At 67.3% G+C, this 19,878-nt stretch carries 13 protein-coding genes; 5 read left to right on the forward strand and 8 right to left on the reverse strand.

Annotated features, from left to right (window positions below; translation table 11 throughout):
• The first annotated feature begins 6 nt into the window (after window positions 1-6).
• The gene (locus FPZ11_RS13490; RefSeq protein ID WP_146321667.1) at window positions 7-1,131 is read left to right on the forward strand and encodes a hypothetical protein; all 1,125 of its coding nucleotides are present in this window, start codon (window positions 7-9) and stop codon (window positions 1,129-1,131) included.
• Window positions 1,132-1,350: 219 nt separating this feature from the next.
• Here FPZ11_RS13490 and FPZ11_RS13495 read toward each other — a convergent pair whose 3' ends face one another.
• From FPZ11_RS13495 to FPZ11_RS13530, 8 genes are all read right to left on the reverse strand, one after another.
• Entirely contained in the window at window positions 1,351-2,463 is a 1,113-nt protein-coding gene (locus FPZ11_RS13495; protein WP_146321668.1) for a substrate-binding domain-containing protein, read from the reverse strand.
• 85 nt (window positions 2,464-2,548) lie between these two features.
• A complete protein-coding gene (gene mmsB / locus FPZ11_RS13500) occupies window positions 2,549-3,883 on the reverse strand; it encodes a multiple monosaccharide ABC transporter permease (RefSeq protein WP_146321669.1) in 1,335 nt (444 codons plus the stop codon).
• The gene (mmsA, locus tag FPZ11_RS13505; RefSeq protein WP_302849668.1) at window positions 3,880-5,403 is read right to left on the reverse strand and encodes a multiple monosaccharide ABC transporter ATP-binding protein; all 1,524 of its coding nucleotides are present in this window, start codon (window positions 5,401-5,403) and stop codon (window positions 3,880-3,882) included. Before mmsA ends, mmsB begins: the two co-directional genes overlap by 4 nt.
• Before the next feature lie 302 nt (window positions 5,404-5,705).
• Entirely contained in the window at window positions 5,706-6,950 is a 1,245-nt protein-coding gene (locus FPZ11_RS13510) for a sugar ABC transporter permease (protein ID WP_146321671.1), read from the reverse strand.
• Window positions 6,947-7,855, reverse strand: a complete 909-nt coding sequence (locus FPZ11_RS13515) for an ATP-binding cassette domain-containing protein (protein ID WP_146321672.1) — start codon at window positions 7,853-7,855, stop codon at window positions 6,947-6,949. Before FPZ11_RS13515 ends, FPZ11_RS13510 begins: the two co-directional genes overlap by 4 nt.
• Complete coding sequence (locus tag FPZ11_RS13520) at window positions 7,852-8,949, reverse strand: substrate-binding domain-containing protein (protein ID WP_146321673.1); 1,098 nt, start codon at window positions 8,947-8,949, stop codon at window positions 7,852-7,854. Before FPZ11_RS13520 ends, FPZ11_RS13515 begins: the two co-directional genes overlap by 4 nt.
• A complete protein-coding gene (locus FPZ11_RS13525; RefSeq protein WP_146321674.1) occupies window positions 8,946-10,145 on the reverse strand; it encodes an ROK family transcriptional regulator in 1,200 nt (399 codons plus the stop codon). Before FPZ11_RS13525 ends, FPZ11_RS13520 begins: the two co-directional genes overlap by 4 nt.
• Window positions 10,146-10,256: 111 nt before the next feature.
• On the reverse strand, window positions 10,257-11,243 hold the full coding sequence (locus FPZ11_RS13530) for an ROK family protein (protein ID WP_246846262.1): 987 nt from the start codon (window positions 11,241-11,243) through the stop codon (window positions 10,257-10,259).
• A 450-nt stretch (window positions 11,244-11,693) separates the two neighbouring features.
• Between FPZ11_RS13530 and FPZ11_RS13535 the strand changes: the two genes are divergently transcribed.
• The 4 genes from FPZ11_RS13535 (at window position 11,694) to efeB (ending at window position 19,869) form a co-directional block, all read left to right on the forward strand.
• Window positions 11,694-12,662: a LacI family DNA-binding transcriptional regulator gene (locus FPZ11_RS13535; protein ID WP_210416045.1), complete on the forward strand. Its 969-nt coding sequence runs from the start codon at window positions 11,694-11,696 to the stop codon at window positions 12,660-12,662.
• Window positions 12,663-13,268: 606 nt separating this feature from the next.
• Window positions 13,269-17,432 carry a GH92 family glycosyl hydrolase gene (locus tag FPZ11_RS13540; protein ID WP_210415881.1) on the forward strand — a complete coding sequence of 1,388 codons (4,164 nt, stop codon included), beginning with the start codon at window positions 13,269-13,271 and terminating at the stop codon, window positions 17,430-17,432.
• Entirely contained in the window at window positions 17,429-18,649 is a 1,221-nt protein-coding gene (locus tag FPZ11_RS13550) for an EfeM/EfeO family lipoprotein (protein ID WP_168203831.1), read from the forward strand. The genes FPZ11_RS13540 and FPZ11_RS13550 overlap by 4 nt, the downstream gene beginning before the upstream one ends.
• Window positions 18,646-19,869: an iron uptake transporter deferrochelatase/peroxidase subunit gene (efeB, locus tag FPZ11_RS13555; RefSeq protein WP_146321679.1), complete on the forward strand. Its 1,224-nt coding sequence runs from the start codon at window positions 18,646-18,648 to the stop codon at window positions 19,867-19,869. The genes FPZ11_RS13550 and efeB overlap by 4 nt, the downstream gene beginning before the upstream one ends.
• Window positions 19,870-19,878: the final 9 nt, after the last annotated feature.

Genomic DNA, 19,878 nt, shown 5'->3' on the forward strand with positions numbered 1-19,878 from the left:
ACACAGTTGTCTCACCATCGCCTCATCACGTTGTCGGCTCTGGCGCTCACCGCCGTCGCGACAACGTTTCTGCTCGGCACCGCACCGGCATCCGCAAGCCCCGTCACCGCCTCCAGCACATTTCCCGCCACGATCATGACCGGAGACTGGATCGACGGTCAGCTCGAATTCGACGTTCCCGCTGATGCCACGCCCGACGAGCTGCCCACATCGGTCTCGTTCTCCGTGGCATCGGCGGCCGATCCCAAGGCCTCGGCCGTGCAGTTCTCGCTCGAAGACATGTCGAGCGACCTGACGAACTGCGTCGTCGACCCGAGTGGCGCGAGCGGATCGTGCGATTGGACGGATGCCGCACCCGGACAGTCCGAAACCATCGGTCTCGAGGAGACGGCGGTCGACAGTTCGATCGGGGTGCAGCATCTCACCTTGTCCGAGCAGACGCCGGGCGGCACTGTTGCGGTGGGCGCTCAGGACATCAACGTCATCGACTCGGTCGTTTCGGGGTCCGCCACGGTCTCGTCGCACACCGTCGCCATCGGCGACACCGTGACCGTCACTGCCACGTTCACGATCGATCCGGGAACCCCGGACGACTATCTGCCGTCATTCGTTCAGTTCATGACCGCCACCGACGAGGCCTCTGTCGCGAGCTCGTTGACCTACAAGCTGCTGTCGTTCTCCGGGGCGTCTTCCTGTCAGGTCTCGCCCGACACGAAGGGAATCGGGTGCCAACTCGACGATCCCCAGCCCGGCGACACCATCACGGTCACAGGCGAGGCGACGGCGACGCTCACGCAGCTCGGCGACTCCGGGCCGAACCCGCTCGGGGTGCATCACGTCTATCTCGGCTACGGCGGACCCGGTCTCCCCGCGATCCCGCAGGAGCAGAGCGACCAGGACATCACCGTGGTGCCCGCGGCGTCGCCCGGGGCGGGCTCTGGCACAGGCGGCTCGTCGGCTTCCCCGTCCTCGGGCGCGGTCACTGCAGGCCCCTCATCCGCTACCGATCCCGCGTCGGGCGAGCTGGCCGCGACGGGAACGGATGCCTGGACCTCGGTTGCCGGCGGCGGCATCCTTCTTCTCTGCGGTGCCGTCGTGCTCGCATTGCGTTCCCGACGCTCGCGCGCGTAGCTCGAGACTCGCGTTCCGAAAACAGGACATGTGCTCGAAAACAGGCCGATTCGGCCTGTTTTCGGCGCGAGAGCGCGATCAGTCCTGTTTTCGGAACGGCACGACGCGTGCGGACGGACGGCAACTACAGACACCGCAGGGAGCAACCACACGCGTGCCGAGTCCGAACACGACGAAGGGCCGCCCTCTCGGACGGCCCTTCGCTGTGATGCGTGCGACTTACTTGGAGCCCGCCTTGGCGAGCGCCTCGAGGGTCGGGTTGTTGGAGTAGGCCTCGACGGCGTTCTCCTTGGTGACCAGGATCGGCGTCAGCGCCTTGTAGGGCACCGTCTTCGAACCGTTGCCCGCGTTGGTCTTGTCGTTGTAGTCGACGCCAGACGGCTTCTTCTTGCCGTTGGCCAGGTCGGTGATCAGCGCGACCGCCGCCTTCGCCTCCTCGTCGGTGTTCTTGTAGATCGTCGAGTACTGCGTGCCGTTCATGATGAGCGGAATGGACGCGGTCTCCGAGTCCTGACCGGTCACGATCGGCACCGGCAGACCTGCCGACTGCACGGCCGTGATGATCGAGCGGCCGAGCGTGTCGTTCGGGGACAGCACGCCGTCGAGCTTCGTGCCGTTCGAGTAGGTCTTGGTGATGATGTTCGACATACGGGTCTGGGAGTTCTTCGGGTCCCAGTTGTCCGTCTGCACCTGCTGGAAGGAGGTCTGCCCGGACGGCACCTTCAGCTCACCCTTGTCGATCAGCGGCTTGAGCACGCTCATCGCACCGTTGTAGAAGACGGTGGCGTTGGCGTCCGTGTTCGCACCGGCGAAGATCTCGATGTTGTACGGGCCGCTGGCCTTCTTGGCCTTCATGCCGTCGAGCAGCGCCCGGGCCTGCAGCTGGCCGACCTTGTAGTTGTTGAACGCCACGTAGTAGTCGACGTTCTTCGTGTTGAGCAGGTTGCGGTCCCAGGCGATGACGGTGTCACCGGCCTTCTTGGCCTGAGCGGCCTGAGTGCCGAGCTGGCTGCCGTCCTGCGCCGCGATGATGATGACCTTGTCGCCCTTGGTGATCATCGACTGGATCTGCTGCTGCTGGTCGCTGACCGTGTTGTTCGCGGCGGCGTACTGCACGTCGGCCTTGAAGCCGGCGGCCGTGAGCGCCTTCTGGAACGAGGCCTTCGCGAGCACCCAGTTCTGCGAGGTCTTCGCGGGGAGCGCGACGCCGACGGTGTCGCCCTTCTTGATCGCGGTGTCGCTCGCGCCGGTGTCGGCGCGAGACGAGCATCCCGTCAGTGCGACGCCCGTGAGCGCCACAGCGGTGAGACCGATGAGCAGTTTCTTGCGCATGGTGTTCCTTTACTTGTGTTGTTCGATGGGATTGCAGGCCGGTCCCGCTGTGGACGGGCCTTGGGGAGAGCTGTCCTCGTGGTGCCTAGGACAGCGGAAGCTGGTCGACCTTCTCGCCGACGGGCTTGTCGAGGCCCTGCGGCTGCGCCTCGATGCCCTCTTCGGTGATCGTGCTCGCGCGGCGGGGCTTGCCGAACATGCGGCGCACGCCGTTGATGAGCATGCCGGTGATCGACGGGCGGCCCTGCGTCTTGTTGTAGACGTCGAACGCGACGGCGAGCAGCAGCACGAGACCGCGGATGACCGACACCCACGAGGCGTCGAGTCCGAGCAGTGAGAGGCCGTTGGAGAGGAACGCCATCACCAGACCACCGATGATGGAGCCTGCGACGGTGCCGACGCCACCGAAGATCGCGGCACCACCGACGAAGACGGCGGCGATGGCATCCAGCTCCCATCCGGTGCCGTCGAACGGACCGGATGCCTGCGCGTTGCCCACGAAGACCATGCCGGCGACCGCGGCCAGGACCGACATGTTCATCATCAGCAGGAAGTTGACGCGGCGGGACTTCACGCCGGAGAGCAGGGCGGCGCTGGCATTGCCGCCGACCGCGTAGATGTGACGGCCGAACACGGTGCTGCTGGTGAGGAAGCTGTAGAGCAGGATGAGGATGCCCGCGATGATGCCGACCACGGGGAAGCTCGTTCCGACCCGACCGGTCGCGAACAGATAGGTCGCGAAGATCGTCACGCCGCCCAGCAGCACGACCTTGACCACGCTGACCCACATCGGCTTGGGGGAGGCGCCCATGCGCACGCGCTTGCGGCGGGCGTGCACCTCGGCCCAGATGATGGCGATGAGCACGATGGCGCCGAGGATGAGCGTGGGGTTGCTGTAGCCGAAGTCCGGTCCGAAGTCGGGCAGGAAGCCGTTGCCGATCCAGTTGTACGACGCCGGGGTGGGCACGGCGGTCGAGTTGCCGAACACCTGGTTGAGGCCGCGGAAGATGAGCTGGCCGGCCAGCGTCACGATGAAGGCGGGGACGCGCACGTAGGCGACCCAGAAGCCCTGCCAGGCGCCGACGACGGCACCGGTGACGAGACCGAGCAGCATGGCGACGCCTGCGGGAAGGTGCCATACGGCCATCGACTGCGCGACCACGATGCCCACGAAGGCGGCGACCGAGCCGACCGAGAGGTCGATGTGGCCCGCGATGATGAGCATGACCATCCCGATCGCCAGGATCAGGATGTAGGAGTACTGCTGCACCATGTTGATGACGTTCGTGGGGTCGAGCGTCAGTCCGGCCGTGAGCCATTCGAACACGAGGATGATCACGACGAGCGCGATGATCATGCTGTACTGGCTGATGCCGCGCCCTCCGGTGAGGGTGCGCATGCCGTCGGTGAACTTGCTCATGCGGCAGGTCCTGTCTTTCTCGTCGAGGTCATGCTGACCATCAGGGATTCGGGATTCGCTTCATCCGCGGGGAGCACGTTCGTGATCTGCCCCTCGAAGATCGTGTAGATGCGGTCGGACATGCCGAGCAGCTCCGGCAGCTCGGAGGAGATCAGCACGATCCCCTTGCCCTGGGCGGCCAGCTGGTTGATGATGCTGTAGATCTCGTACTTGGCGCCGACGTCGATGCCTCGCGTCGGCTCGTCGAGGATGAGCAGATCGGGGTCGGTGAACATCCACTTCGCGAGCACGACCTTCTGCTGGTTGCCGCCGGAGAGCTTGCTCACGCCTTCGTCGACGCTCGGCGCCTTGGTGCGCAGCACCTCCCGGTACTCCTCGGCGACCTTGTACTCGAGCAGGTCGTTGACGACACCGCCCTTGGAGATCTTGTCGAGTCCGGCCGAGACGGTCGCCCGTTTGATCGTGTCGAGCAGGTTGAGCCCGAGCGTCTTGCGATCCTCGCTCACGTAGCCGATCCCGTGACGGATGGCGTCGCTCACGTTCGCGACCTTGAGCCGGCGCCCGTCCTTGTGGATCTCGCCGCTGAGGTAGGTGCCGTAGCTGCGGCCGAACACGCTCATGGCGAGCTCGGTGCGGCCCGCGCCCATGAGGCCGGCGAAGCCGACGACCTCGCCGCGGCGCACGAAGAAGCTCTCGTTCTTGCAGACCAGTCGGTCGGGGTCGACGGGATGCCGCACGGTCCAGTCGCGCACCTCGAAGAAGGTCTCGCCGATGTTCGGCGTGCGCTCAGGGAACCGGCTCTCCAGCGACCGGCCGACCATGCCGCGAATGATGCGGTCCTCGTCGACGCCGCCGGCCGCCACGTCGAGGGTCTCGACGGTCTTGCCGTCGCGGATGATCGTGATCGAGTCGGCGACGCGCTCGATCTCGTTGAGCTTGTGGGAGATCATGATCGACGTCATGCCCGACTTCTTGAAGCCGAGGATGAGGTCGAGCAGGTGCTGCGACTCCGTCTCGTTGAGGGCTGCGGTCGGCTCATCGAGGATGAGCAGCTTGACGTCCTTGTGCAGGGCCTTGGCGATCTCGACGAGCTGCTGCTTGCCGACACCGAGCGTCTTGATCAGGGTGTCGGGGTCTTCTTTCAGACCGACCAGGTCGAGCAGCTCGCGCGCCCGTCGCTGCGAGGCCACCCAGTCGATGCGACCGAACCGCGTGATCTCGTTGCCGAGGAACAGGTTCTCGGTGATCGAGAGCTCGGGAATGAGCGCGAGCTCCTGGTGGATGATCGCGATGCCCGCGGTCTCGCTCTGCTTGGTGTTCGAGAAGCGAACCTCGTCGCCCTCGAAGATGATGTCGCCCTCGTAGGTGCCGAAGGGGTAGACGCCGGACAAGACCTTCATCAAGGTCGACTTGCCTGCGCCGTTCTCGCCGCAGATCGCGTGGATCTCGCCGCGAATGACCTTCATCGACACGTCGGAGAGTGCGACCACGCCGGGGAAGCGCTTGGTGATACCGCGCATCTCCAGAATCGGGGCGTTGGCCACGAACGGTCCTCTCGCTGTGCGGGCGAGGCGTCCGTGTCGCAAGGCCTTCTGGCCCATAACGCGTGTCGACGCCGTCGTCCCTTGATGCTGTCGCTGACTCGGGTCGTGCCAGCGAGACGCAACGCTAACACAGTTGCATTCACAATGTGAACGCAAATGCGACGGCCGTGAACAGATTGAGATGAACGGGCGAATTCAGGGCGCTCGGATGTCGAGAATCGAGGCGGCGCGACGGGTCGCGAAAGGCGGCGACGACCGCCGAAAACCCCGTGATCTCCTCAGCCGCGCCCGTGACTCGCGCGGGATCGGCGGCTCACCGAGTCGACGATGACGGCGAGCAGCAGCACCGCTCCCGTGATCATGTATCGAACGGATGAATCGAGATTGAGCAGCGTCAACCCGCTCGAGATCGCCGAGATCACGAGCACGCCGAGCACGGCGGACCAGGCGTTTCCGCGACCGCCGAAGAGGCTCGTTCCGCCGATGATGGCGGCGGCGATGGCGTTGAGGTTGGTGTCGGCGGAGCCCGTGAGGGTGGTCGCCGAGCCGAGCCGCGCGGCCGCGAGCACACCGCCGAGCGCGGCGAACGCCGAACAGATCATGAAGGCCGTGACGAGCGTGCGGGTGACCGGCAGACCGGCGCGGCGCGCGGCATCCACATTGCCTCCCACGGCGAACACCGAACGGCCCCAGCGCGTGCGTCGGAGCAGGTACGACATCACCACCACGAGCAGCAGGAACAGCAGCGGCATGACGGCCGTGCCGCGGTCGAGCGACAGGTACCAGACCGCGACACTCAGTGCGGCGGCGAGGATCACCGCCTTGGCGATGGGCACGGAGGGATGCTCAGCAGGCAGCTGCGCGTTCATCCTCCTGCGCCTGCGCGCCAGCCCCGAGAACAGCAGACCGAGTGAGGCGAGCCCGACGATCGTGTACGCCGCCCACGGCGGCAGGAACCACGTGTTCGCGAACTGCACGAGCGGGTCGGAGAACGGGATGTTGATCGACCCGTTCGGCCCGAGCAGCGCGAGCTGCACACCCAGGAACGCGAGCAGCCCGGCGAGCGTGATCACGAAGCTCGGCACGCCGAACCGCGTGAGCAGGAAGCCGTAGAAGATGCCGATCACGGCGCCGGCCGCGACCGCGGCGACGACGCCGACGAGCATCGGCCAGCCGAGCTGCATGGCCGACACACCGACGATGGCGCTGGCAAGGCCGCTGACCGAGCCGACGGAGAGATCGATCTGCGCGACGAGCAGCACCACGACGGTGCCCAGCGCGATCACGCCGAGCGGCGCGGCCTGCAACGTGAGGTTGACCAGGTTGCCCGGGGCCAGGAACCGCGGGTTCGCCAGCTGGAACAGCACGGCGATGATGACGAGCCCGCAGACGACGGGAAGCGAGCCGAGATCGCCGTCGCGCAGCCGCGCGACGAAGCCGGAGCCGAGGTCGCGCAGGGTGTACGCGGCACCGGAGTCGAGGCGCTCGCGCGCCGTGAGGGCGGTGCGGGCATCCCGGGTCATCGCGGTCCTCCGTCGCGGGGGTCGAACGTGCCGCCTGGCGTGCTGCCCGGTCGGGTGTCGGGCGACCGCATGTCGAACGACCGCTCGCGCGGGTCGTCTTCCGGGGTGCCCTCCTCGAGATTCAGCACGCCCGTGATCGAGGCGATGATGTTCTCGTAGCTCATCTCCGGCGCCCTGAACCTGCCGTTGACCCGGCCGAGGCGCAGCACGATCACCCGGTCGGCCACCGCCTGCACGTCGGCCATGTTGTGACTGATCAGCACGACGCAGTGCCCGCGATCGCGCAGGAGTTCGATGAGATTGAGCACCTCGGCGGTCTGCGCGATGCCGAGCGCCGCGGTGGGCTCGTCGAGAATGACCACGGCGGGCTCGCCGATCAGCGATCTGGCGATGGCCACGATCTGTCGCTGGCCGCCCGAGAGGGTCGCGACGGGCATCCGGACCGAAGGGATGCGCGCGGACAGCCGGCGCAGCAGCTCCCACGATCGCTGCTCCATCGCCTCCTCGTCGAGCGGGCCGTGCCCGAGCTCCTGACCGAGGAAGAGGTTCGCCACCACGTCGAGGTTGTCGCACAGCGCGAGGTCCTGGAACACCGTGGCGATGCCGAGGTCGCGGGATGCCGACGGCGACGGGATCGAGACCGCGCGGCCCTCGAATTCCACGGTTCCGGCATCCTGCGTGTGCACCCCGGCGAGGATCTTCACCAGGGTCGACTTGCCGGCGCCGTTGTCGCCGACCAGCGCGACGACCTCGCCGGGATACAGGTCGAGGTCGACCGTGCGCAGTGCCTGGATGTGGCCGAACGACTTGCTGATGCCGCGCATGCGCACGACGGGAACGACCGAGGAGCCGGCAGCGCCGCCGGCGTCGGTCGTCACGTCGTCATCTCCTGGGATGAGACTCATGTGATGCCGTATTCCTTGCAGTAGCTCGCGTAGGCGGGTGTGCAGATCTGGGCGACCGTGTGGAATCCGCTGTCGATCACCACGCGCTTCACGTTCTTCAGCGTCACGCTGACGGGTGTGAGCGTGACGGTCGGAACGGACTTGCCGCCGGCCTTGGTGACGCTCGTGCCGGTCGGTGTTCCCCCGTCCACGATCGTGAGCGCGGCGTCGGCGGCGATGGCCGCCTGTTTGCGAATGGGCTTGTACACGGTCATGTACTGGGTTCCGGCGAGGATGCGCTGCACGGCGGCGATCTCGGCATCCTGCCCCGTCGTCGGCGGAACGGGCTGGATGCCGCCCGCCTGCAGGGCCTCGATGGCGCCTTGCGCGAGGCCGTCGTTGGCCGCGTACACGCCGGCGATCTTCGAGCCGAACTGGGTGATCTGGCCCGCCACCCAGCTCTGCGCCTCCGATCCCGCCCAGTCGGGGGTGTCGTATTCGGCGAGCACCTTGTAACCGGACTTGTCGATCACCGAATGCGCGCCCTGCTTGTACAGGCGAGCGTTGTTGTCGGTGGGCGAGCCATTGACCATGAGGATGCCCGAACCGGCAGGCGCGTGCAGCTCACGCAGGCGATCGACCAGCGCCTGCGCCTGCAGCACTCCGACCTCCGAGTTGTCGGCAGACACGAAGAAGGAGAGATCGGGGCTGTTGATGATGCGGTCGTACGCGATCACCGGAACGCCCTTGCTCGTCGCCTCGTTCACGATGGATGCCGCCGACTGGCCGTCCACGGCATCCAGAACGAGCACCGCCACGCCCTGGGCGAGCATCGATTCCGCCTGCTGCTGCTGACGCGCCGCATCGGCCGAGGCGTTCTGGTAGGCCACCGTGCAGCCGGGGCACTTGGCGTGGATGCGCGCCTCGAACGCGGGCCTGTCGGCCGACTCGTACCTGGTGTTCGTCGAGTCGGGCAGCAGCAGGCCGATGGTCGCGTGCGCGGGGTCGACGGCGGCATGCGTCGTGTCGCCGGGCGAGACCGCGTTCGAACACCCGACGAGGGTGAGCGCGCAGACAACGACGGCGAGCAGTGAACCCGCTCGTTTCGCCTTCATTCGGCGGCGTCCTCCGCATGGGTGGAATCGTCGGTCTGGATCGAGACCCGGTCGACGGCCATCGCGACGGCACCCATCGCCGCAGCTCCGACCCCCAGCTGGCTCTGCACGATCTCGGGCGCCAGCTGCGCGCCGGCGAGCACCGAGCGCTCGACCTCGCGCCGCATCGGCCCGAGCAGCAGCTCGCCCGACCGGCCGAGCTCGCCGCCGACCACGATCCGCTCCGGATCGAGCAGGTTGCAGAGGTTGGCCGTCGCCACGCCGATCGCGCTGCCGGCGTCGGCGATCGCGCGGATGGCATCCGACTCACCCGACATGGCGCGCACGATCACGTCTTGCAGCTTGATGCCGCGGTTGCCCGACTGCAGCCGTTCGATGAGGGCGGCACCGCCTGCGATGGCCTGCACACAGCCGCGGTTGCCGCACTCGCACACCGGTCCGTCCTGCTGGATCACCGTGTGCCCGAGTTCACCGGCCATGCCGCCGTGCCCCGAGTAGACGCGGCCGCCGAGTACGAGGCCGGCACCGATGCGGTCGCCGACGTCGACGAAGATGACGTCTTCTTTGCCACGGGCGGCGCCCAGCCGCAGCTCGCCGAGGGCCGCGGCGTTGGCATCCGTGTCGACGAAGACCGGTCGCTTCAACCGCTCCTGCAGCACGTCGGAGACCTCGACGCCGTCCCAGCCGCGCAGGATGCCGCGGCGGGCGATGCGCCCCGTGCGCCGGTCAACGGGTGCGGGCAACGCGACGCCGACGGCGAGCAGGTCGAGCATGCCTGCGCCAGCCGACTCGAGCATGTCGGCCAGCAGCAGCATCACGCGGTCGAGCTCGTTGTCGGCCCTGTGGTCTTTGGCCAGTGGCATGTGGGTCTCTGCGACGACCGTGTAGGCGGCATCCGCGATCGAGATGCGCAGGTGCCTCGTGGAGAAGTGCACGCCCGCGACGAGGCCGAGATCGTGGGCGAGCGTGACATGCTGGGCGCGCCTGCCGCTCCTCGTGCCGGGTGCCGTGTTGAGCACGCCGGCACCGGTCAGCTCTTTGACGATGTTCGAGACCGTGGCGGGCGAGAGGCCGGTGAGGCCCGCGAGCTCGATCTGGCTCAGCCCGCCGTAGCGCTTGACGGCGTCGACGATCCGGCCGCGATTGGCTTCACGAAGTGAAGTCTGCGACCCCGGCGTACGACGATGGGCTGCCACGGCTACACGATACGCGATGCGGGCTTCGGGATCGCCGTGGGAATCACGGTCTGCCGGCCCTCTTCCGACTGCGAGCACCGACGCGAGAAAAGAGGAGAGGGATGTCATGGGCTACGCGGGCACGAGGACGTCGCTTCTGTGCACGAGCGCGGCGGCCCCGATCAGGGGGCCGTCGGCACCGAGGGCCGAGGGTGTGACGACGACATCGCGTGCGTAGCCGACGACGGAGGCCCCGACCGCCGCGGTCTGCACGATGTCGACGTAATCAGTGGCCGAACGCGAGAACCCGCCGCCGATCGTGACCCGGTGAAGGTCGAGCAGCGTCGCGACGCTGGCGATCGCCTCGCCGACGGCCGTAGCCGATCGTCTGATCGCCGCGACGGCCACCGGGTCCCCGACGGCGTAGTCCCTGGCGAGATCCTCCCCCGTGCACCCGTGCCAACCTCTTTTTCGCGCCCAGCGCACTGATCTCGGCCCGGAGGCGATCCCTTCGAGGGACGCGGCCGCATTCGATCGCCCGGGGCGATGAGTGTGCACCTGGATCTGGCCGATGTGGCCGGCGTTGCCGGTGTCTCCTCGCAGCGGTCGTCCATCGAGAATGATCCCGCCGCCCACGCCTGTCGACACGACCATCGACATGGCGTTCGACGCTCCACGGGTGCCGCCCAACCAGTGCTCGGCCAAGGCGATGCAGGTGCCGTCGAGCCGGAGCATGATCGGACGACCGGCCATCGCGGGGGAGATGAGCTCGGTGATGCGCAGACCATGCAGGGCCGGCAGGTTGATGGGCCAGATGCTGTCGTCCTCGCGGCGGAGCGGGCCGGCCGATCCGATCCCGCAGCCCAGAAGCTCGTCTGCGCCGACTGCTTCGAGCGCGCCGCGTGTCACGTGGATGATCGCCTCGTCGAGCTGGGATCGCGATGCAGTCGGACCGGTCGGAGTCCTGTGCCGACTGCCCGCTTTGATCGTGCCGTCGGCAGCAACCAGGGCTGCCTCCACCTTCGTGCCGCCGAGATCGATCGCGAGTGCGACGGTTCTGATGGCTCGATCGGACATGTAGGTGGAAGGGCTCTCTCGTTCGGTGACGTCGTTCGGCACGCCCTCTCGTACCGCGGAGGCGGTGAGCCGCGAGGCCGCGATCGTCGATCCGGCCCGCGGGACAGCGGTGGGCGAGGGGGAATCCCGCTCCGAGAGCATACATGTCAACGCTGACATCGCATACGCGGCAGACGAAGCGCGCGTCGGAGACGACGGACGCCCCACGGCCGGCGACTGATCGACTCGTCGCGTCCGCGAGCGTTCAGCGCTTCGGTCGATCACGAAGAACCCCTCGATTCCGCTGCAGAATCGGCGCGAATCGGCATAAGACGGCGTGTTAGCCTACGGACGGATCTGACCGATGCCCTCGTCTGACACGAGGGCTGGGTTGTGGCGGAGATGGGCGGCGTGAGAATGGCGGACTCCACCACGTCAGGCGATGGCCGACGGGCGTCAGCCCCGCGGCCGCTGGGTCGGCCGACGATGAACGATGTTGCGCGCGAGGTCGGCGTGAGCGCCAAGACTGTCTCGCGTGTTGTCAACGATGACGCGCATGTCAGCCCGGCCACCGCGGCACGGATCAACGACGCGATCGAGAGACTCGGCTTCCGGCGCAATGAGAGCGCGCGGCTGCTTCGTCAAGGCACTGCATCGACCATCGGGCTTCTGCTGGAAGATGTCTCGGACCCGTTCTACGGAGCGTTGACGAGAGCTGTCGAGGAGAGCGTGCTGGCGCACGATCATCAACTGCTCGTGTCATCGTCGGCCGAGGACGCGCATCGAGCAGACCGTCTCATCGCCGCTTTCGTGTCCAGAGGCGTCGGGGGACTCATCCTCGCACCGGCGACGGGGCTCGATGAGAAGCTGCTGGCCGACGAGCGCGCGAAGAACTGCCCGGTTGTGGCGTTCGACCGCCCCCTGGAAGAGCTCGATGTCGACACGGTGCTCGCCGACAACCGTGGAGGCACGATCGCGGGCGTACGTCATCTGATCGAGCGCGGTCATCGCCGTATCGCGTTCTTCGGCGACGCGGACTCCGTGTACACAGCGAGGGAACGACGGGCGGGGTACCGGGATGCGCTTGCCGACGCGGGCATCCCGTTCGACCCGGAACTCGTGCTGATGCTCCAGCCCGACGAACGGGCAGGAACTGAGGCGCTCGGAATGCTCGCGGCGTCCGCGGATCCGCCCACCGCGGTCTTCGCCGGCAACAACAGGTGGAGCGTGCAGCTTCTGCGAGCCCTGGTGAGGCATCCGATCGGTCTCGCGTACGTCGGTTTCGACGACTTCGAGCTTGCCGACGTCGTTCAGCCTGGAGTCACGGTCGTGACCCAGGACCCCGCTGCCATGGGGCGCGTCGCCGCCGATCTTCTGTTCCGGAGGATCGACGGTGACGACGGGCCCGCGCAGCGGGTGCAGCTCTCGACCGCGTTGATCGAGCGAGGCTCGGGCGAGCGCCTCGGCCCGTTCGTGGGCTGAACCGGAAGGGCGCCGTGGCGACGCCTCCGAAGGACGCGTCGCGATAGCCGTGCTGATCAGGTCGCTTCCGTCATGCAGGCTGCATGCTCGCCGCATTGACGTCCGGCTCCTGTGTGGGGAGATCCGTGATCGCGGTCATGACTGCGATGACACGGCACGACCGATACGAAACGCTTCGCAAACTCGTCGGAGGAAGCGGGGTGCCGCGGCAAGAACGGCCGTCTTGGCTGACGGCTGAGCTCCGCTCACCCCAGGCGACGTGGATGCAGATATCCGCAGAGTCGGGGAAGAACGGGCGGTGCCGGGCCGTTCTTCGATCTGGCGGTCGCGGGCGAAGAGACTCGATGAGAGCCCGTCCCATGGTTCGGTTTTGACACTCGATTCAATGTCAGCGTTGACATTTCCAGGTGTTCTTCGGTAGCGTCGCGCTCGCGTGCTCGCCGACGGAACGTTTCCCGCGGGCAGGTCAATGACGATCTCAGGAAAGGGGCCGGCCTCATGTCACGATGGGCGACCTTCGGAGTCGGTGCCGGAAGCGCGGCCGGCGGCTCGCCCCGCCGGCGATGGTCATTGTGCGGGCGCTTCATCGCAGTGCAGGTCGTAGCGGTGGTCGCCGTCGCTTCGGCGCTGACACTGGGCCTCGTCGAACCGGCCGACGCCGCACCGGCGGCCGGCACCGTGAGCGACCCCGTCTCGTACGTGAACCCGTTGATCGGAACCCAGGACGAGGGGAACACCTACCCAGGCCCAACTGTGCCGTTCGGCATGGTTCAGCTCTCACCCGACACCGGCCACAGCACCGGCTACGACTACGGCCAAACGGGCGTGCGCGGGTTCTCCCTCGTGCATCTCTCCGGCGTCGGATGCGGGTTGGGCGGAATGCTGCCGGTGCTCCCGACGACAGGTGACATCGGCTCGACCGACTACGGCTCGTATTACCTTCCGCTCGACCACTCGTCGGAGCAGGCGCAGGCAGGCTATTACAAAGTGGGGCTTCAGGCATCCGCGGGTCCGATCACGGCTGAGCTCACCGCCACGATGCACACCGGTGTGCAGAGATACACGTTTCCTTCGACCACCGAGGCGAACGTGATGATCGACGCCGGACAGGCGTTGTCGTCCGTGCAGAAGTCGTCCGTGACGGTCGTCGACGACCAGACCGTCGACGCCGCGATCACCGTGGCGGGCTTCTGCGAGCCCACCCAACCGTTCACGGTCTACACACGAACGCACTTCAGCCGGCCGTTCACGTCATTCGGCACGTGGACGGGCAACGCCGTCAGCGCGGGCTCGAGCACGGCGAGCAGCACGGATCGTACCGGTGCCTACGTGCGGTTCGACACGACCTCGGACAACGTCGTCGAGGCGCAGACCTCTCTGAGCTACGTCGACCCGGCCGGTGCCGCTGCGAATCTCGCAGCTGAGGCCACGACCTTCGACGCTGCGCACTCTGCTGCGACCACTGTCTGGAATGACCAGCTCAGCAAGATCGCCGTGTCCTCGTCGGACACGGACCAGCTGACGACGTTCTACTCCGCGCTCTACCGCAGCTTTCTCGCTCCGAACACCGGTACTGATGTCGATGGTCGCTACATGGGCTGGGACCAGAAGACGCACATCGCCTCCGGGTACACCTACTACCAGGATTTCTCGCTCTGGGACACCTATCGAACGCAACAGCAGTTCCTTGCGCTCATCGAACCGAGACGCTCCGCCGACATGGCCTACTCACTCGTGCTGGAGGCGGAGCAAGGCGGATGGGCACCGCGCTGGAGCTATGGTCCGGTCGAGACGAACATCATGACCGGAGACCCGATCACGCCGTTCTTGGTGAGTGCGTGGTCAGAGGGCCTCCTGAAAGGGCACGAGGCCGAGGCCTACGCGGTGCTCAAACGGAACGCGGACGACGTGCCACCCGCGGACAGCCCCACGACGGGGCGCACGGGGAATCCGGTGTTCAACGCCGACGGGTATGTGCCATACGACACCGGCGCCAAGGGCAAACCCGGCACGAACGACATGCAGAACGGGGGGTCGGCGACCCTCGAGTACGCGGTCTCCGACGCGATGCTGTCGACGATGGCGAAGGCGCTCGGACACAATGCCGACGCGGAGAGGTACGCAGCCGCAGGCGAGAACTATCGAGCCATCTTCGATTCGACGACCGGCGCGTTCCGGGCGCGGCATTCAGACGGCCTCTTCGACCAGCAGACCGATCCGGCGAACGCCCCTGGATTCCACGAGGGAACGGCCGTGCAATACGAGTGGCTGGTGCCGCAGGACATGCCGGGCCTGATGGGGCTCCTCGGCGGACGATCCGCGACGGCCAAGCGGCTCGACTCCTTCTTCGCCTATGACCAGCTGTCGACCGACCCGGCGGGCACCGCGCGCAACGTGTGGGTCAACGGCGCTTACTCGTACTACAACCAGGACAAGTACAACCCGAACAACGAGCCCGATCTCGGCTCTCCCTATGCCTACCTCTGGGCGGGCCAGCCGTGGAAGACCACCGACGTCGTGCGCGCCGCGCTCACGCTCTTCACCGATGGGCCGACCGGCGTCACCGGCAATGACGACCTCGGTGAAATGTCGTCGTGGGCCGTGATGAGCTCCATCGGCCTGTATCCCATCATTCCCGGATCGGATGTCTGGGGCCTCTCCACTCCCGTGTTCTCGAGCGTGGACGTCACGCTCGATCCCGACTACTACCCGAGCGGATCCCTGCACATCACCGCCCCGGGCGTCTCCGGCACCTCCCATTACGAACAGTCCGTGTCGGTGGGCGGCAAGGACATCGATCGCGCATACCTCTCCGGCGCCGAGCTCGGGAAGGCCGGAACCATCGCGTACACCGTCGGATCGAAGCCATCCGACTGGGCGACGGCCGCCGCCGACGCACCGCCGGCCGTGGTGAGCGACGATGGCTCGACGCATCGGCTGACGGTCGGAGCCTCGACGCCGTCGGTCGTCGTCGCCGCCGGAGCGCAAGGGACCTTGACTGTGAGCGCCCTCGCGCAGGGCGAGGGGACGATCACCGGGACGCTCGAGGTTAAGGGATCGGCGGCGGTCTCGGTCACGGGAGGCGGCTCCTGGACGGTCGCGGCGAACGGTGGCTCTGCTCAGACGGCGATCCCGGTCTCCTTGCAGGTCGCTGCGGGGACGGCAGCCGGGGACTACCCGGTCCATCTCACGGTCGATGACGACGCTGGTGACTCCGCGACCGCGGACGTCACCGTGGTCGTGCCCCAGCAGAACTGGTTGCAGCCGGGCTTCGACAACGTGGGCATCGGCGACGAGGGCAAGGCGAATGCCGACTTCGACGGCATGGGCTACTACTTTCTCCGCGATCAGTTGGCGTCGGTCGGAATCGTGCAGGGAGAGAGCCTCACCGTTCCGGGAACCGATCTGAGCTACATCCTGGGCCCGGTTCCGGCAGGTCAGCCGGACAATCTTCTCGCGTCGGGGCAGACGACCGACGTCTCGGCGGCACTCGGATCGGCGACCGAGATCGCGCTCGTCGGTGCGGGCAACAACGGAGACCATGGCGGCCAGCTCCTGCTGAAGTATGCGGACGGTTCCACACAGACGGTGACGGCGACGCTGAGCGACTGGTGCACTCCGGATGCCTCGACCGGCGACATCTCGCTGCCGGCCCCCGGAGTCCGTGGTGATCACACCGGCACCCAGAACATCGGCTGCGGCCTGTACTCGACTCAGCCGATCACGCTGACGGGCAAGGGGCTCTCCTCGATCACGTGGCCAGACGACCAGAAGATGCACGTCTTCGCCGTCGCCAGCGACGCCGCCCCCACGGCGCCCAAGGCGCCGAGCCTCGGTATCGGCGGCACCGCAGCCGTCGGCGAGACCGTGACCGCCGGATCGCCGGACTGGAACGTGGCAGGCACGACGACCACCTATCAGTGGAGCGTCGACGGGGCGAACATCGCTTCGGCGACCTCGTCTCACTACACGATCACGCCCGAGGACCTGGGGAAGACCCTGGCAGTGGTGGCGACGGGGACGGCGCCCGGATACGTGCCGGGCACGATCATGTCTGCCGGCACGAAAGTGGAGAAGGGAACGTTCGTTGCAACAGCGCGGCCCTCGCTCTCCGGCACCGCCAAGGTCGGCGAGACGCTGACGGTGACGGCTGGTGCGTATTCCGTCGACGGCATACAGCTCGCCTATGCCTGGGAAGCGGACGGGACCCCGATCGACGGAGCGCACGAGTCGACTCTGACCCTGGCGGCTGCGCAGATCGGGGAGAAGATCACCGCAGTGGTCACCGCCACCAAGGCGGGCTACGCGACGGTGACATCGGCCTCTGCACCGACGGATGCTGTGCGTGCCGACACGCACTCCGGCTACGTCCCGAAGCTGAAGCTCACGGCCTCGGACGCAAGGCGCGGCGACGCCGTCTCGGTCATCGGAGCCGGATTCGCTCCCCACGAGAAGGTGACGATCTCGCTGCACTCGGCACCGGTGGAGCTGGACGTCGTCACCGCCGACGGCGACGGCGCTTTCTCCTCCAAGGTCGTGATCCCGAACGATGCGACTGTCGGAAACCACGAGATTCAGGCCGTGGGCGACGTGTCGCAGGTCGTCGCCTCGGCATCGATCACCGTGGATCCGGCCGGGGGCGCCGCGCTGGCCACGACCGGGCTGCCCGAGAACGCCGAACTGCTCGCACTGCTGTGCCTGCTGGCGCTGGCAGGCGGTGCCGCTCTCCTGGTCGTCCGCTCGGCGCTGCGTCGCGGAGGACGCTCGTGAGCGCATCACCCGAGCCGACGACGACCGGGCACCGCAAGCCGCCGGTGCCACTGAAGGTGTGCTTCGTGTTCATGACGCTCGCCGCGCTCATCGCCGTCGCCGTCGTCGTGCAGTCGGCGATGCGAAGCCAGCGCACCACGTCGGACGGGTACCTGGTGCACGCGGCGATCGATGGCTGCGGGTCGGGCTGGGCTCATCCGCACAGCGGCCTTCAGCGACTGTCGTTCCGCAACACCTCGACCGTCGGCATGGAGGTGTATCTGCAGCGTCTCGCCGACAAGGCGGTATTCGTCGATGTGGAGAACATCGGTGCGGGCGCGACGGCATCGGCACAGCCGACGATCGCAGCGGGCCGCTACCGTTTCGTCTGCCTTCCGGCCGACGCCGACCCGCTGTACGGGCCGGCAGTGAGGGTGACCGGGGCGCGGCACGTCGCAGGAAGCACCCCGGGCGTTGCGCCCGTCACGCGCAACGACCTGATTCCGGCGGCAAAGGCGTACGAGGGATGGGTGGAAGGCCGGCTGCCCACCCTCCTCGATGACGTGCGGGGACTCGATACGGCCGTCGAGTCGGGGGACCGCGCGGGAGCTGAGCGGGCGTGGCTGGCGGGCCACACCGAGTACGAGACGCTGGGTGCGGCCTATGGGGCCTTCGGCGACGCGGACACCGCGATCGACGGGATGGCCGCATCCAGCCACACGGCCTTCGACGACCCTGACCTCACCGGTTTCCACAAGATCGAGGCGCTGCTGTACGCGGATGCGCCGCTGTCTTCCGTCGCGCCCTATACGAGGCGACTGGCCTCCGATGTCGCTTCGCTGGAGGCGGGCTTTCCCGATGCCCGTGTCGACCCGCTCGACATCGGACTGCGCGCGCACGAGATCCTCGAGAACGCGCTGCAGTTCGAGCTGACCGGGGCGACGGACGCCGGAAGCCACAGCTCCCTTGCCACGGTCGACGCCAACCTCACGGGGACGATCGAGGCGCTGAAGCCGTTGCGCGGCATCCTCGCCACCCGTTACTCGCTCGCCAAGACGGATGCCTGGATAGCGCGATCTCGGCAACTGGTCGAGTCGTTCCGCTCGTCCGACGGCACGTGGACGTCGCTTGCCTCGCTCGATCGTGCGCAGCGCGAGAAGCTCGACGCGACGATCAGCGAGACGGTGGAGCTCCCGGCGCACGTCGCCGCGGTCTGCGACGTGCGGAGGGCGGCATGACGGGCGTCGTCAGGCGGGACTTTCTCGCCGGTGTGTTCGGCGCGGGAGTCGCGGCACCCCTCGTCTCGGCGACCGCGGTCGGCGGCAGCGCATTTGCGCAGGAGACCGTGAAGCGGAGGTCATCGTATCCGTTCCACGGCGAGCACCAGCAGGGAATCGTGACTCCCGCGCAGTCGACGTCGGCTTTCGTCGCCTTCGACGTCACCGTCGAAGGGCGGAAGGATCTCGAGCAACTGTTGCGCACGATCACCGAGCGCGCACGCTTCTTGACCAGCGGTGGGCGGCCGGACGACACGGGGATCACGGGTCCGCCGTCCGACTCAGGACTGCTGGGCGCGATGGTCCCTGCCGACGGGCTCACCGTCACGCTGTCGTTGGGCGCGTCTCTCTTCGATGATCGACTCGGCCTCGGCGATGCCAAGCCGGCGCGACTGCGCACGATGGAGGACTTCCCGAACGACGACCTCGACCGCTCCCAGTGCGACGGTGACCTCCTTCTGCAGATCTGCGCCCATCATCCCGACACCGTGCTGCACGCGCTGCGCGACCTCACCCGCGCCACTCGCGGCGGCATGCAGATTCGGTGGCGCAAGGACGGCTTCGTCTCGCCGCCACGGCCGAGCGGCACTCCGCGAAACCTGCTCGGTTTCAAGGACGGCACGGCCTCGCCGGCGACGGCGAGCCCCGCTGCGGAGAACGCGCTCGTCTGGACGCGTGCGGTGCGCGGCGAGCCGGCATGGGTCGCAGGCGGCTCGTATCACGTCGTGCGGCTCATCAGGATGCTCGTGGAGTTCTGGGACCGCGTCTCGATTCACGAGCAGGAGAACATGATCGGCCGTCGCCGGGACTCCGGTGCGCCGCTCACCGGGTCGCATGAGTTCGACGACCCGCACTACGAGCTCGATCCCACGGGGGACGTGATTCAGCTCGATGCCCACATCCGGCTGGCGAATCCGCGAACCACGAGCTCCGAGAGCGAACAGATGCTGCGGCGTCCCTACAACTACGACTCCGGGGTCGACCCGAACGGGAATCTGGACATGGGCCTGATCTTCGCCTGCTTCAACCAAGACCTCGACAGGCAGTTCGTCGCCGTGCAGAAGCGGCTCGTCGACGAGCCACTGGTCGACTACATCTCACCCGTCGGCGGCGGCTACTTCTTTTCGCCGCCCGGCGCCAAGACCGCCTCGGACTGGCTCGCCAGCGGGGCGTTCGCATGAACCACGTCC

The organism is Humibacter ginsenosidimutans (assembly GCF_007859675.1).
Classification (GTDB): domain Bacteria; phylum Actinomycetota; class Actinomycetes; order Actinomycetales; family Microbacteriaceae; genus Humibacter; species Humibacter ginsenosidimutans.